11 protein-coding genes are annotated in these 14776 nt (G+C 68.8%); 4 read left to right on the forward strand and 7 right to left on the reverse strand.

Going from position 1 to position 14776, the window contains the following annotated elements; all coding sequences use genetic code 11:
- Window positions 1–213: 213 nt before the first annotated feature.
- From MELE44368_RS24280 to MELE44368_RS24290, 3 genes are all read left to right on the forward strand, one after another.
- Entirely contained in the window at window positions 214–2973 is a 2760-nt protein-coding gene (locus MELE44368_RS24280) for an AAA family ATPase (RefSeq protein ID WP_128110824.1), read from the forward strand.
- A 30-nt stretch (window positions 2974–3003) separates the two neighbouring features.
- Complete coding sequence (locus MELE44368_RS24285; protein WP_128110825.1) at window positions 3004–5778, forward strand: helix-turn-helix transcriptional regulator; 2775 nt, start codon at window positions 3004–3006, stop codon at window positions 5776–5778.
- 79 nt (window positions 5779–5857) lie between these two features.
- Window positions 5858–6073 carry a hypothetical protein gene (locus MELE44368_RS24290; RefSeq protein WP_046751976.1) on the forward strand — a complete coding sequence of 72 codons (216 nt, stop codon included), beginning with the start codon at window positions 5858–5860 and terminating at the stop codon, window positions 6071–6073.
- A gap of 57 nt (window positions 6074–6130) precedes the next feature.
- On the opposite strand, the gene MELE44368_RS24295 is transcribed toward MELE44368_RS24290, so the two are convergent.
- From MELE44368_RS24295 to MELE44368_RS24310, 4 genes are all read right to left on the reverse strand, one after another.
- On the reverse strand, window positions 6131–7444 hold the full coding sequence (locus MELE44368_RS24295; protein ID WP_128110826.1) for an RNA 5'-3' helicase PhoH2: 1314 nt from the start codon (window positions 7442–7444) through the stop codon (window positions 6131–6133).
- 191 nt (window positions 7445–7635) lie between these two features.
- Window positions 7636–8463 carry an acyl-ACP desaturase gene (locus tag MELE44368_RS24300; protein ID WP_128110827.1) on the reverse strand — a complete coding sequence of 276 codons (828 nt, stop codon included), beginning with the start codon at window positions 8461–8463 and terminating at the stop codon, window positions 7636–7638.
- Window positions 8464–8592: 129 nt separating this feature from the next.
- Complete coding sequence (locus tag MELE44368_RS24305) at window positions 8593–10056, reverse strand: glycine hydroxymethyltransferase (RefSeq protein ID WP_128110828.1); 1464 nt, start codon at window positions 10054–10056, stop codon at window positions 8593–8595.
- A gap of 101 nt (window positions 10057–10157) precedes the next feature.
- Window positions 10158–11363 (reverse strand): DUF885 domain-containing protein, encoded by a 1206-nt coding sequence (locus MELE44368_RS24310; RefSeq protein WP_128110829.1) that lies wholly within the window; start codon window positions 11361–11363, stop codon window positions 10158–10160.
- Window positions 11364–11393: 30 nt separating this feature from the next.
- On the opposite strand from MELE44368_RS24310, the gene coaA reads away from it, so the two are divergent.
- Entirely contained in the window at window positions 11394–12332 is a 939-nt protein-coding gene (gene coaA, locus MELE44368_RS24315; RefSeq protein ID WP_128110830.1) for a type I pantothenate kinase, read from the forward strand.
- A gap of 85 nt (window positions 12333–12417) precedes the next feature.
- Here coaA and MELE44368_RS24320 read toward each other — a convergent pair whose 3' ends face one another.
- The 3 genes from MELE44368_RS24320 to MELE44368_RS24330 form a co-directional block, all read right to left on the reverse strand.
- Window positions 12418–12825 (reverse strand): hypothetical protein, encoded by a 408-nt coding sequence (locus tag MELE44368_RS24320; protein WP_128110831.1) that lies wholly within the window; start codon window positions 12823–12825, stop codon window positions 12418–12420.
- Window positions 12826–12908: 83 nt separating this feature from the next.
- Window positions 12909–13331 carry a hypothetical protein gene (locus tag MELE44368_RS24325; protein ID WP_128110832.1) on the reverse strand — a complete coding sequence of 141 codons (423 nt, stop codon included), beginning with the start codon at window positions 13329–13331 and terminating at the stop codon, window positions 12909–12911.
- A gap of 83 nt (window positions 13332–13414) precedes the next feature.
- Complete coding sequence (locus MELE44368_RS24330; protein ID WP_128110833.1) at window positions 13415–14767, reverse strand: hypothetical protein; 1353 nt, start codon at window positions 14765–14767, stop codon at window positions 13415–13417.
- Between the last annotated feature and the right edge of the window lie 9 nt (window positions 14768–14776).

The following is a 14776-nucleotide window of genomic DNA, read 5'->3' on the forward strand; positions in this document are numbered from 1 at the left end:
ACCTCGACGATATGACGTGGTCAGGCAACGGTTCTGGGGTCTTTGGTCACCGATGATACGGACCAACGGCAGTCGCGGCGGTCAGTATCTGGTCCGTCACCATGGGGTTCGACATTCGCATCCAGCGAGATGTCGATACGCTCAACCAACGACGACAAATGGAGATGTTGACCCCGTAACCGTCGACCGCGTACTGCCGAGAGTTATCACGTTATGCCCGCGTATCTTCCGCATCGCCCCGCCGAGGAGGCGGCGGTGGCAGAGTTCCTGGATTCGGCGTCAAGCACGCCGTCGGCGCTGTTGATCGAGGGTGATGCGGGCATCGGCAAGACCACGCTGTGGATGGCGGCGTCGGATGGTGCACGCCGCCGCGGGTTCCGTGTGCTCACGACCCGCGCGGCCGAGGCGGAGTCGGTATTGTCCTACACCGCGTTGGCCGACCTGCTCACCGGTGTCGACCCGACGGTTTGGTCGGACCTGCCGGGACCGCAGCGGGCCGCGGTGGACCACATTCTCTCCAGGACAGCCGATTCCGATGCGGCGACCGACCAACGTGCGGTCGCTGCGGCGTTCCTGTCGATCGTCGAACGGTTGAGCGACGACGGTCCGCTGCTTCTGGCCATCGACGACCTGCCCTGGCTGGACCCCTCCAGCGCCTACGTCATCGCCTATACCGCCCGGCGCCTCACCGGTTCGGTGGGGCTGATCGCCACGATCCGCACTGAAGGCGTGGCCGGCGACGCGGCATCGTCGTTGGAGCTTCCCCGGCCCGATGCCGTTCGCCGGATCACGTTGGGTCCCTTGTCAGCTCGCGCACTACATCAAGTCGTGTCGGATAACGTCGACAGGCCGTTGTCACGCTCGGCGTTCAGGCGGATCCACCAGGTCTCGGGCGGGAACCCTTTTTACGCCATCGAATTGGCCCGTGCCTTCGACGAGAACGACGCCATCGAACTTCCCAGCACGTTGGCGGAGGTGGTGCGCGTCAGGCTCGGCGGCCTCGACCCGGAGACCCATGACGTGCTGCTGGCCGCCGCCTCGCTGGCCACGCCCACCGTCGAACGGGTGGTTGCCGCATCCGACACCGACCGCGACCGGGTGATCGAACTGCTCGAGGCCGCAGAACAGCAGGACATCATCGCCATCGAGGGGCACCGGATCCGGTTCACCCATCCCCTGTTGGCCGCCGGTGTGTACTCCGACTCCTCACCGGACCGGCGCCGCTCGATGCATCGCCGGCTGGCCGCCGTCGTCGCCGAACCCGAACTGCGTGCGCGGCACCTGGCCCTGGCCGCGACGACGGGCGACCCCGAGACGCTGCGCGCGCTCGACGACGCCGCCGCCTCGGCGCACGCGCGCGGCGCGCCCGCCGCCGCGGCCGAGCTGCTCAACCTCGCCATCGAGCTCGGCGGTGACACCCCCCAGCGCCGGATCCTGTTGGCGACCCACACGTTCGACGCCGGCGACCCGGCGCGGGCCCGCGCGCTGCTGGAGCAGGCCATCGCGGACCTGGAACCGGGGCCGCTTCGCGCGCATGCCCGGCACGAGCTGGCGTTCGTGCGGTTCATGAACGACGGCTACCTCGAGGGTTGCCAGCTGCTTCAGCGCGCGCTGGATGAAGACGCACCCGAGGGCCGGCTTCGGGTCAGCATCCTGATCGCGTTGGCCTACGCGCTGTACATGACCGGCCGCCCCGAGGCCGCGAAGCGCACCGGCGAAGAGGCCGTGGACCACGCCGAGCCGCTCGGCGACTCCGGGCTGCTCAGCCAGGCCCTCGGCGTGCGCGCGACGCTGCAGTTCTTCGGTGGCGGCGGGATGGACGAGCCGAGCATGCAACGCGCCCTCGAGCTGGAGGACCACGACGCGTTCATCCCCACCATGCTTCGCCCGAGCGTCGAACGCGCGCTGATCCTGGCCTGTAGCGGCGACCTGGACGCGTCGTTCGAGCAGCTGCGGGCCGTCGAGCGGCGCTGCGTCGACCGGGGCGAGGAGGGCGAGCTGATCTTCGTCAGCTTCTACGTGGCGCTGAACCGGATCTGGCGCGCCGATTTCGTCGAGGCCAAGCGGCTGGCCAAGGACGTCACCGGGCTGGCCCACCAGCTCGGCGGGGAGTTCCCCGCCATGCTGAGCCAGTTGCTCAAGGCCTGGCTCGCCGTCTACGAGGGCGCCGAGGCCGACGCCCGGATGGCGATCGCCGACGCGATCGACGCCTGCAAGGTCAGCGGCACCGCGTGGCACGAGGACCAGGCGAACACGGCGCTGGGCCTGCTGGAGGTGTCGCTGGGCAACTACGAGGCCGCGGTGAACACGCTGGAGCCGCTGATGTCCCGGCATGCGCCGACCTCCACGGAGCTTTCGGCGGCGGCGTACCTGCCCGACGCCGTCGAAGCGCTGGTGGAATCTGGCAGGGTGACCGAGGCCGAGACGTTCGTCGAGGATCTGGAACGAAACGGACGTCGGCTGGACCGGGCCTGGATGCTCGCCATGGGTGCGCGGTGCCGGGCGCTGGTGAAGGCCGCCCGTGGCGACCTCAAGGGGGCCGTGGCCGAAGCACAGCAGGCGATGACGCATCACGACCGGCTTCAGATGCGGTTCGAGCGTGCGCGCACGCAGCTCGTGCTCGGCACGGTTCAGGCGCGGTCACGACAGCGCGAGGCATCGGCGTCGTTGCACGAGGCGCTCGCGGCGTTCGAGCAGCTCGGCACCCCGTTGTGGGCGGCCCGTGCGCGCGCCCGGTTGCCGGGCGGAGCCGACGCGGCCCGTAAGCGTCGCGAGTTGACGGCTGTCGAGCTCCGGGTGGCCGAGCTGGCGGCGTCGGGAATGACGAACTGCGACGTCGCCGAGGCGCTGTCGCTGAGCGCCAAAACCGTCGAGGCCACGCTGGCGAGGGCCTATCGCAAGCTCGGCATCCGGTCCCGCGCCGAGCTCGGCCGGGCGATGCTGTCGACCGCGAATCAGTCGAACGGCCGGTGATCCCGGCAGTTTGCTGAGATTCTTTCTGATATGGCCGGGGAAGTTGTGCGGACCCATCGGGCGCATAGGCGAACGATCGACGGGTTCCTGGAGTCCACCACCGTGGGCCCCTCGGCATTGTTGATCGAGGGCGAGGCCGGAATCGGCAAGACCACGCTGTGGTTGGCCGCGATCGAGCAGGCCCAGGCGCGTGGGTTCCGTGTGCTGTCCGCGCGCGCGGCAGAAGCCGAATCGGTGCTGGCCTACGCGGCGCTGGCCGACCTGCTCGACGAGGTCGACGCCCGCGCATGGGCTGATCTGCCGAGCCCGCAGCTGCTGGCGGTCGATCAGGTGTTACTGCGCGCGGACAACGACGCGGCCACCGACCAGCGCGCGGTGGCCGCGGCGTTCCTCTCCGTCATCGAACGGCTCGGTGATGAGGGCCCGGTGTTGCTGGCGATCGACGATCTGCAGTGGCTGGATCCCTCGAGCATGCACGTCATCGCGTTCGCAGCGCGCCGGCTCATGGGGCCGGCGGGAATCCTCGCCACCGTACGGACCGAGCCGGCGGACGGTACCGGCGCGGCGTGGCTTCAGTTGCCGCGGCCGGAGGCGCTCAGACGGATCCGGTTGCACCCGTTGAGCGTTCAGGATCTGCACGCGGCGGTGACGACGCGGCTGCGAAAGACGTTCTCGCGTCCCACAATCGGACGAATCCATCAGGTGTCGGGCGGGAACCCGTTCTACGCGATCGAACTGGCGCGCGCCATCGAGGACCGGCCGGCAGGCGTCGGCACGCCGCTGCCGCGCACGCTGACCGACGTGGTGCGCCGCCGTATCGGCAATCTCGATCCCGAGGTGCACGAGGTGCTGCTGGCCGCGTCGTGCATGGCGACACCGACGGTCGAGTCGGTGTCCAGCGCGACCGTCGCAGACGACGACCGACTGATCGAGCTGCTCGAAGTCGCCGAGAACAAAGGCATCATCGCCATCGACGGCAACCGGATTCAGTTCGCGCACCCGCTGCTGGCCAGGGGCGTGTACAGCCAGGCCCCGCCCGGCCGCCGTCGGTCGATGCACCGGCGGCTCGCCGAGATCGTCGACGAGCCCGAGCTGCGCGCCAGGCATCTGGCGCTGGCCGCCACCAGCGGCGACGAGGTCACCCTCGCGGCGCTGGACGAGGCTGCCGAATCGGCGCGGATGCGTGGTGCACCCGCTGCCGCTGCCGAACTGGTGGACCTCGCGATCGGGCTCGGTGGTGACACACCCGATCGTCGGCTCCGCAGTGCGCTGCACCATTTCGACGCCGGTGACCACCGGCGGGCGGCCCTGGTGCTCGAGGAGACCGTCGGCCGGGTGCCGCCGGGCGACGTGCGCGCCGAGACGTTGAGCCGCTTGGCGGTGGTGCGCCTCTACGGGGAGGGCTTCTTCGAGGCCGCGCGCCTGCTGCGCGATGCGCTCAACGAGGTGTCCGACGACAGCCCGTTGCGGGTCCAGCTGCTGATTACGTTGGCGTACTGCCTGTTTCACAACAACCAGCTTCATGACGGTGTGCAGATGGCCGACCTCGCGGTGTCACGCGCCGAGCAGCTGGACCAACCTCACCTGCTGAGCATGGCGCTGGGCATGCGATCGATCCTGTTGTTCACCGCGGGGCTGGGTCTTGACGAGGAATCGATGCAGCGGGCGTTGGAACTGGAGGACCAGGAAGCCCTCACGCCGCTGGTTTTCAAGCCGAGCGTTCAGCACGCCCTGCTCTTGCAATGGACGAACCAGTTCGACCGCGCCGATCAGATGCTCGAGAAGATCCGGGCCAGGTGCATGGAGAGGGGCGAGGAGGGTGAGCACGTCTTCATCGCCCAGCACGCGGTGATGAACTCGGTGTGGCTCGGCGACTTCGTCAACGCCAACCTGGTCGCCGAGGACACCATGGAATACGCGCGCCAACTCGGTGGAGCCACGCCGCTCTTTCTCGCGCAGAGCCTGCGCGCGCAGCTCGCGGCATACGCGGGCCATGAGGCCGAGGCGCGGCAGGCGATCGCCGATGCGCTCGAAAGTGGAAGGCGCACAGGAACTTCGCGGCTCTCGGAGCGGGTGCTGGGTGCGCTGGCGTTCCTCGAGCTGTCGTTGGGGGACTATGACGCCGCGCTCGCGGCGGTGGCGCCGATGTTGTCGACGTTCGACCCGTACCGCACCCCGACGGAACTGCCCAACGCGGCCTATCTACCCGACGCGATCGAGGCACTGGTGCAGTCGGGACGGCCCGACGAGGCCGAGCCGCTGATCGAAGCGCTCGAACGCAACGGGCAGCGGCTGGACCGGCCCTGGATGCTCGCCGTCGGGGCACGCTCGCGCAGCACGCTGCTGGCGGCGCGCGGTGATCTCGAGGGCGCACACGCCGCCGCACTGCGCGCGCTGGACGCACACCAACGGTTGTCGATGCCCTTCGAGCGGGCCCGCACCCTTGTGCTGCTGGGCCAGATCGAACGCCGACAACGCAAGAAGGAATCCGCGTCGGTGCGGTTGCAGGAAGCCTTCGACACCTTCGAGCGGCTCAGCGTTCCGCTGTGGGCCGACCGGGCACGGTCGGAGTTGGTGCGCGCGAGCATCGGGCCACGCCATTCCGGTCAGCTCACCCCGTCGGAGCAACGGATCGCCGAACTGGCCGCCTCGGGTATGAAGAACCGCGAGGTGGCCGCTGCGCTGTTCATCAGCCCCAAGACCGTCGAAGCGAACCTGGCCCGCATCTACCGCAAGTTGGGTATCAAGTCCCGCGCCGAACTGGGTCGCCACGTCGGGCGTCCGGAGAAAAATTCCGACGCATAAGCGCACACCTATTCCCCAACCGGCTGCGAGGAACTAGCGTCGAGGCGCCGGACCCATCCGATTCGCCTCAGGAGTACTGGTGCTCGCTGATCACGCCTCCGCTACCGTGTCCGTTCCCGCCTCTGCTCTGGTGACCACCGGCACCTGTCAGCCGGCGCTGCGCACCGGGTTCGCGGCGCTGGGACTGGCGGCCCTGCTCGACCTGCCGCGCGCTGACCGAGCCGATCGCGTGGTGGCCCTCGGCGGCGCGGCGGCCGCCGGCTGGTACCTCGTCCGCGCCGGCCGCCGTCGCTGATCGGTGGTTTCGGCGTAGTTCGTCACGCTGAGCGTGACCAACTACCCACAAATCGCGTCAGGGCAGTGCGCCGGGGCTGATCTCCTCGAGCATCTCGGTGACCAACGCCGCGATCGGTGAGCGCTCGCTGCGCAACAGCGTGATGTGAGCGAACAACGGGTGCCCCTTGAGCTTTTCGATCACCGCGGCCACCCCGTCGTGGCGGCCCACCCGCAGATTGTCGCGCTGGGCCACATCGTGGGTGAGCACCACCCGCGACCCGGCGCCCAGCCGCGACAGCACGGTGAGAAGCACGTTGCGCTCCAGCGATTGCGCCTCGTCGACGATGACGAACGAGTCGTGCAGCGAACGGCCCCGGATGTGGGTCAGCGGCAGCACCTCGAGCATGCCGCGGGCCAGCACCTCATCGAGCACCGCGGGACTGGCCAGCCCCTCGAGGGTGTCGAAGACGGCCTGTGCCCATGGGCCCATCTTCTCGCTCTCGCTGCCGGGCAGGTAGCCCAGATCCTGCCCGCCGACGGCATACAGCGGCCGGAACACCACGACCTTGCGTTGGGTGCGACGCTCCAGCACCGCCTCCAGCCCGGCGCACAGCGCCAGCGCGGACTTGCCGGTGCCCGCCTTGCCGCCGAGCGAGACGATGCCGACCGAGTCGTCGAGCAGCAGGTCCAACGCCACGCGCTGTTCGGCGGAGCGTCCGCGCAGGCCGAACGCCTCCCGGTCACCGCGCACCAGCTGCACCCGCTTTTCGGCGTTGACCCGGCCCAGCGCGTGCGACGTACCGCCGAGAAGTCGAATTCCGGTGTGGCAGGGCAGGTTACGGGCCGCTTCGAGATCGACCTCGCCGTCGGCGAACAGCGCGTCGACGTCCTCGGCGGCCACCTCCAGCTCGTCCATGCCCGTCCAGCCGGAGGTGACGACGTCCTGAGCGTGGTACTCGTCGGCGCACAACCCGACCGCGCCGGCCTTCACCCGTAGCGGAATGTCCTTGCTGACCAAGGTGACCTTCTTGCCCTCCGCGGCCAGGTTGGCGGCGCAGGTCAGAATGCGGGCGTCATTGGTGTCGGTGCGGAAACCGGCGGGCAGCACCGACGGATCGCTGTGATTGAGCTCGACGTGCAGCGTGCCGCCTTGTGTGCCAACGGAAATCGGCTGATCGAGCCGTCCGTGTTCGAGGCGCAGATCGTCGAACATCCGCAATGCCTGGCGAGCGAACCAACCGAGCTCGTGGTGATGCCGCTTGGCTTCCAGTTCGCTGATGACCACCAGCGGGACAACGACTTCGTGTTCGGCGAACCGGGTGATCGCCCAGGGGTCGGACAGCAGCACAGAGGTGTCGAGCACATAGGTCCGCACGACCGAATCAGTCACGTAGCGCTCCTCGAGCCCGCGCGGCCCCACACGAACACATCGGTGGACACTGCGGCACGAGGACCGGGGCCGGTCCTCTCGTCGAAGAAACGATCGGTACCGCCGGGATAGCACAGCACGTCACTAGCCATCGGAAGCGACGCTACTCCCGTCGCGGCGTCCACGCCCGGCAGGCGCGCCGGGGCTGGAGGTTACGCGCCGGCGAACTGTTTGAGCTTGGGTTCGTCGGCCAGGCCCCACGCGGTGATCCGGTCGGTGATGACCCGGCGCAGCTGATCGGGCCCGAAGATGCCCACCTCGGCGACGTGCCGAACCCTGTCGGCGTAGGCGTCGATGTCCGCGCCGATGACTTGGAGTTCGGCAGCGCGGTTGGCGATCGCGTCGACGGTCTCGTCGCGGTGGGTGGTCAGCAGGTGCGAGACGAGGTTGGCGAAGAACTCCTCGTGGCGCTCCTCGTCCCTGGCGATCCGGCTCATCAGGCTCTTGAGGACCGGCTCGGCGATCTGGGCTTCGAGGTTGCGGCAGTACACCGCGTGGGCACGCTCGGAGAACGCCATGAACACCAGCCGCTCGATCTGGCTGTAGGTGTCGGCGCGGTAGCCCTTCATCACGTGCTCGACCCGCACGTCCTCGTTGGCCGCCGGGTCGATCTCGCGGGTGACGACGAGGTAGTTGCGCAGCGCGATCGCGTGCAGGTGCTCCTCTGCCGTCCACCGGCCGATCCAGCGGCCCCACTTCTCCTCGAGGATGAAGCTGAAGACGAACTCGCGGTGGAAGCTGGCCAGGTTGTCCTTGGTGATCAGCAGGATTTCCAGTGCGTCGGTGACGTGTTTGGGCAGCGTCACCTGCGAGGGATCCCAGTCCCTGCCGCCGAGGAAGGCGAAGTTCTCGCCCTGGTCGAACGGCACATAGTCGTGCGCGTACCAGAGGTCTTCGGAGTCGATGTGGCGCCGCAACTCCTGCTGCACGACGGGCTCGAGCTCGAGGGTCAACGCGTTAGGAACAGGTTTCTGTGCCATGCAGTTACAGTAACTCAAATATGTGGGAATCGTAAAATTCGCCACGCGGCACGTCGCGCTGTGTCGGCGAGTGTCGCGTTGACGTACGCCTCTGGCGCGAAAACGTCGATCAATCCGACATTCGGCGCGCTAGAGCGTCAGCCCTGGATACAGCGGGTTGGCGGCCAGCAGTTCGGCCGCGGCGGCGTGCACGCGGTCGGCGGTGCCGTCGGCCAGCTTGTACTTGGCCTTCGAGGTGCCCTCAGGGCTGGTGTTGGTCAGCACGTCGACGATGAGCTCGGCCACGCGATCGAAGTCGTCGGCGCCGAATCCACGGGTGGTCAGCGCGGGGGTGCCCAGCCGGATTCCGCTGGTGTACCAGGCACCGTTGGGGTCGGCGGGCACGGAGTTCCGGTTGGTGACGATGCCGGCGTCGAGCAGCGCGGACTCGGCCTGGCGGCCGGTCAGGCCGAACGAGGTGACGTCGAGCAGCACGATGTGGTTGTCGGTGCCCCCGGTGACCAGTCCCGCGTCGCGCTTGAGGAACCCGTCGGCCAGGGCCTGCGCGTTGTCGGCGATGCGCTGCGCGTACACCTGGAACGCGGGCTGGCGGGCCTCGGCGAGCGCGACCGCCTTCGCCGCCATCACATGCGACAGCGGCCCACCCAACACCATCGGGCAGCCCTTGTCGACGGCGTCGGAGTACTCCGGCTGGGCGAGCACCATCCCGCCGCGCGGTCCCCGCAGCGATTTGTGCGTCGTCGTGGTGGTGACGTGTGCGTGCGGCACCGGATCCTCGTCGCCGGTGAACACCTTGCCCGCGACCAGGCCCGCGAAGTGCGCCATGTCAACCATCAACGTCGCGCCCACCTCATCGGCGATCTCGCGCATCTTGGCGAAGTTGACGCGCCGCGGGTACGCCGAGTACCCCGCGACGATGATCAGCGGCTTAAACTCGCGGGCGGCGTCGGCCACCGCGCCGTAGTCCAGAAAACCGGTGTTCGGGTCGGTGCCGTAGCTGTGTTGGTGGAACATCTTGCCGGAGATGTTGGGCCGGAAACCGTGGGTGAGGTGACCGCCGGCATCGAGCGACATACCGAGCAGCCGCTGGTTGCCGAGCTTGTTGCGCAGCGTCTCCCAGTCCCGTTCGGACAGGTCGTTGACGTGCTTGGCGCCGAATTCGGCCAGGGTCGGCGCCTCGACCCGGGTGGCCAAGATGGCCCAGAACGCGACGAGGTTCGCGTCGATACCCGAGTGCGGCTGGACGTATGCGTAGGGCGCGCCGAACAGCTCGCGGGCGTGCTCGGCGGCGACACTCTCGACGGTGTCGACGTTCTGGCAGCCCGCGTAGAACCGGTGCCCGATCGTGCCTTCGGCGTACTTGTCGGACAGCCAACTGCCCATCGTCAGCAGCACCGCGGGCGACGCATAGTTCTCGCTCGCGATCAGCTTGAGCGAATCTCGTTGGTCGGCAAGCTCTTTACGGGTCGCGGCGGCGATGCGCGGTTCGACGGACTCGATCACCTGCAGCGCTGCCCGGTAGGCCTGGCTGGCGGTCTCGGCGTACTCCGCACCGGGAGCAGCGGCGTTGGTGGTCGCGGGGTCTGCGGTCATGGGGTCCAGCCTAGTCGGGCGCCTCAGGCCGCCGAGTGTGGGATTAACGCACGCCACATGCGCCGAAGGCGTGCGGGTAACCCACGTTCGGCGGGAGAAAGTCAAGCCGCGCTCAACGCCGACGGGATCAACGGCTCGTCGAGCAGCCTGGCGAACCGCTCCGTCAGCGCGACACCGGCCGGGCGGTCGTCGAGCCAGCCGCGCAGCAACCGGTAACCCTCGACATAGGTGCTGATGTAGGCCCGCCACAACGGCGATGACAGGAAGCGCAGCATCTGGCGGGCCCGCGCGTCGTCGACGAGCAGCCATCGCTCGAGGAACGCGACGACGTCGTCAACGTCGCGGTGCTCGTCGTGCAGCATCAGCGCCGCGTCCTGGCGCACATCAGCTAGCAGATGCCCAGCGTCCGCCACCGCCTGCGCCCGCTCGCCGTCGAACCGCAACCCCAGGTCGGCGTAGATCTCGGCGGCCCACGGCCCCCAGTCCGGCCCGATCGCCGCGTAAAGCGCCAGGTCGGCCAGGCCCTCGGCCATCAGGCACTGCGGCGTGTTGACCAGAAAGATCGTCTGCTCCTGCTGCCCCCTGCCCTTGACCAGGCCGGCCTCCTTCCGGCAGTGCTCGGTGTGGTGGCCCGGATAGGACTCATGCGCGACCAGCCGCGGCAGGTTGGACATCTGCTGCTTGAGGTCGGCGTTGACGGCGACGGTGGAGCGGTAGTCGCCGAGGTAGTAGTTGAACCCCGACCACGGCTTGTCGGTCACCACCTCGTAGGTGATGGTCTCGTTCTCGGGCAGCGGATATTCGGCGCGGACGCGATCACGCAGGGCGCTGGAGAACGCGTGAATGCACTCCTCGAGACGCTCGGGCGGGATCTCCTCGCCGGCGCGATAGGCCTGCATCCGGTCGGCCAGCGGCCCGTCGCCGCCCAGCGCCTCGTCGAGTTGCCGGTGCGCCCGCCGATAGCGCTCCTCGTCACCCTTCTCGATGCGCACGTCGAAGTAGGCCTCGACCTCCTTGACGAACCCGACATCCTCGCCAGCGAACTTACGTCCGGCGCAGGCGAGCGCGCGCAGGTGGGCGGCGATGAAATCGGCGCGGGCGGGCTCCAACCCGCCGGGCAGTTCGGCCAGCAGCCGGTCGGCCTGGCGGGCCAGCTCAGCGGGGTCGGGCTGCGGTTCCGCGGCCACGATCCGACGCAGCTGCGGGTCGCCGGTGAACGCGTCGACGTACCCCTCCTCCACGCGGTCGAAGCGCAAACCGAGCAGTAGATACTCCCGGACGATGGAAAATGAGGTGCTGGCGCCCATGGCCTCAACGTTAAATGCAACACTTGGCGCATGGCGCGGCTGAGCGAACCCAGCCCTTACGTGGAGTTCGATAGAAGTCAGTGGCGTGCGTTGCGCATGTCGACGCCGTTGAAGCTCACCGAGGAAGAACTGCAGAAGCTGCGGGGCCTCGGCGAGAAGCTCGACCTGCTCGAGGTCGAGGAGGTCTACCTGCCGCTGGCGCGGCTGATCCATCTGCAGGTCGCCGCCCGGCAGCGGTTGTTCGAGGCCACCGCGGAGTTCCTCGGTGAGCCGCAGCAGAACCCGGACCGCCCGGTCCCGTTCATCATCGGCGTGGCGGGCAGCGTCGCCGTCGGCAAGTCCACCACCGCCCGTGTGCTGCAGGCACTTCTGGCGCGCTGGGAACACCACCCGCGCGTCGACCTGGTCACCACCGACGGGTTCCTCTACCCGAACGCCGAGCTTGCCCGCCGAAACCTGATGGGCCGCAAAGGGTTTCCGGAAAGCTACGATCGACGCGCGCTGATGCGGTTCGTCACCTCGGTGAAGTCCGGCGCCGACCAGGTGTGCGCGCCGGTCTACTCACACCTGCTGTACGACATCGTGCCGGGCGAGAAGCAGATCGTGCGCCATCCGGACATCCTGATCCTCGAGGGCCTCAACGTGTTGCAGACCGGGCCGACGTTGATGGTGTCGGACCTGTTCGACTTCTCGGTGTACGTCGACGCCCGCATCGAAGACATCGAACAGTGGTACATCAACCGGTTTCTCGGCCTGCGCTCGACCGCGTTCGCCAATCCCGCCTCGCACTTCCACCACTACGCGACGCTGACCGACGACCAGGCCGTGTTCGCCGCCCGCGACATCTGGCATTCCATCAACCGGCCCAACCTGATCGAGAACATTCTGCCGACCCGGCCCCGGGCCACGCTGGTGTTGCGCAAGGACGCCGACCATTCGATCAACCGGCTGCGGCTGCGCAAGCTGTAGCACTCCCTCCCCCGGCGCGAGCAGACGCGAAAACCCCTGAAAATCGCACTTTCCAGGGGTTTTCACGTCTGCTCGGCGGAAAGGATCACCTCACGCGGCGCCAGCCCTGGTACTGCAGTTCGGCGAACACCAGCGTGTAGGCGCCGGTGGCCAGGGTCAACACCACCCCGATCGTCGTCAGCGGTAACACGTCGGCCAGGACGAACGCCACCGCGGCCACCGTGTAGACGACGTTGGCGATGATCACCGCCATCCCGGCGTTGCGCACCGACGGCAGCGCCGCCAGCCCGAGCACCGCGACCCCGTAGACGATGAAGAACGCACCCATCGCGTACTCGAATGTGGTTGTGGTTCCGGAGATGTCGGCCAGCCAACCGGCGAGCGGAAGCGCCGCGATACCGGCCAGCCCGGTGAGGATCCCGTCGGCGCGCATGGCGAAGCGCAGCAGCGAGTCGGTGGATTCGTTGAGTCTCGGTGTGGTGACGGCGGCCATCGAACTGTTCCTTTCTGCAGGGGATGGGTGGGACCGTTCCGGAGCCGACGCCGCAACCTCTGACGACGGCGGCTCCGGACCAGTCATGAAGGAGGCGCGCCGAGGCGACGCACCCCGAGGTACTGGCCGTAGGCGAAAGCGACGGTGAGGACGGTGAACGCGATCGTCGCGGCGACGCCGAACTCGGTCAGCGGCAGCCAGCCCGCGACGAGCACGACGGCCACCGAGACCGCGAACGCGATGTTGCCGCCCAGCACGCCGATCCCCACGCGGCGAACGTCGGGCAGACCGGCGAGCGTGAACAACAGCAGCCCGTAGCCGACCAGCGCACTGCCGCCGATCCATTCGGCGGTGGCCGACAATCCGGCCAGCCGCGACAGCGGGCCGGAGGTCATCACGACAAGCAGGCCGAGCGCGCTGCACAGCGTGGCGTCGGCGCGCAGCGCGACACGTAACAGGGCATCACCGGTCGTATCCCGGATCGGGCGGGTGGCGATTGCGGTCATGGCACCGATGCTGCTGGCGCGGTGTTGCCAGATCGACACCACACGCTGCCAACTACTGCCAGCCGCAGGTCAGCGGCACGGCCCTAGTCTTGGGCGGCGACCAGGCTGCCGCGCAGATCGGCGGCGATCAGCCGGGCGGCGGCGTTCTGCCAGTTGTGCAGCGAGCGCTGCGGCACCTCGGTGACGAACCACTGCCACGCCCGGCGCGCCACCGGGTCGAGGCCGGCGGCGGTGGCGTTCTGCGCGTATGCCCGCACCCCCACGACGTACGGGAAGTAAAGCGAGTTGTAGTGGCGCCATTCCTCGGTGGTGCCGAAGTCGCCGCCGTCACGCGGTTTGAGCCGGGCGATGCGGTCGGCCAACAGCGCCTTGAGTTCGTTGGCCCGCTCCAGCGGCTGGTCGGGCGCGCCGCGGGCCGCGAGCCGTTCGTCGATGATCGGCAGCGCGGTCAGGGGGCTGGCCACCAGCTTGGACAGGTCGCCGTAGTGGCCGAGCGCGCGGCGGGTGAGCCGCACGAAGGTCTCGTCGTCGACGTCGTCGAGGGGGTTGGTCGAGCGCCGCGGCAGCGCGGCTTCGGCATCGCGCAGCGCGGCGCGGTCGGCGCGCAGGGTCGGCGAGTGGGAGAACGCCACCCGGTCCAGCAGGCCGGCCAGCGGGTCGGCGAGCACGTTGATCGCGATCGCGATGCCCACGCTGGTGAACAGCAGCACCGTCAACGCCGTGTCGTGGCCGGTCACGGCCAGCCCGATCAGCGCCTGCCCGCCGAACAGCGCCGCCACCACCGCCGTCGCGGCGAACGAGCGCAACATGTCGGCGCGCAGCGCCTGGCCCTCGTCGAACGCATCCCCGATCGCGACGGCCACCCCCAGCAGCGCCACGTCAAAACCGGTGCCGGCCAACGCCAACCAGCTCGGCACCAGGCCCAGCGGAATGATCAGGATCGCGTTGCCGAGCGCGAAGAACAGCGTCGCGATGACGACGAAGCCCACCACGGGCCCGGGCTGTGCCCGTCGCACCGCCGCATGGACCATCGCGCCCAGCGAGGACACCGAGACCGCGCCGAACATCACCCAGTGCCCCGTGCGCAGCGGGCCGTCGACGCCGCCTGCCATCGCCGCGCCGACGAACGCCACCGCGGCCACCGCGGCCACCAGCGTGATCTCACCGGCGCGGCTGCGCCATTTCTCGCGTGGCCGGGACAGCTCCAGAAGCACCGCGAACCAGGCGATGCCCGGCACCGCGACCAGATAGATCTCGATGCGGCTGAGCGTGTCCGAACCGGCGACCACCCGCACCGCGTCCAGCGCCACCACCAACGCGAAGCTCGTCAGGCCGAGCGCGGCCAGCACCAGCACCGGCTTGCGCGGATCGCGGGCAAGCAGATACAGCCCCAACCACCAGCTGAGCGCGAAGACCACCGCCGACAGCGCAGCCATGGCTCCAGT

It is taken from the genome of Mycolicibacterium elephantis DSM 44368 (assembly GCF_004014805.1).
GTDB classification, from domain to species: domain Bacteria; phylum Actinomycetota; class Actinomycetes; order Mycobacteriales; family Mycobacteriaceae; genus Mycobacterium; species Mycobacterium elephantis.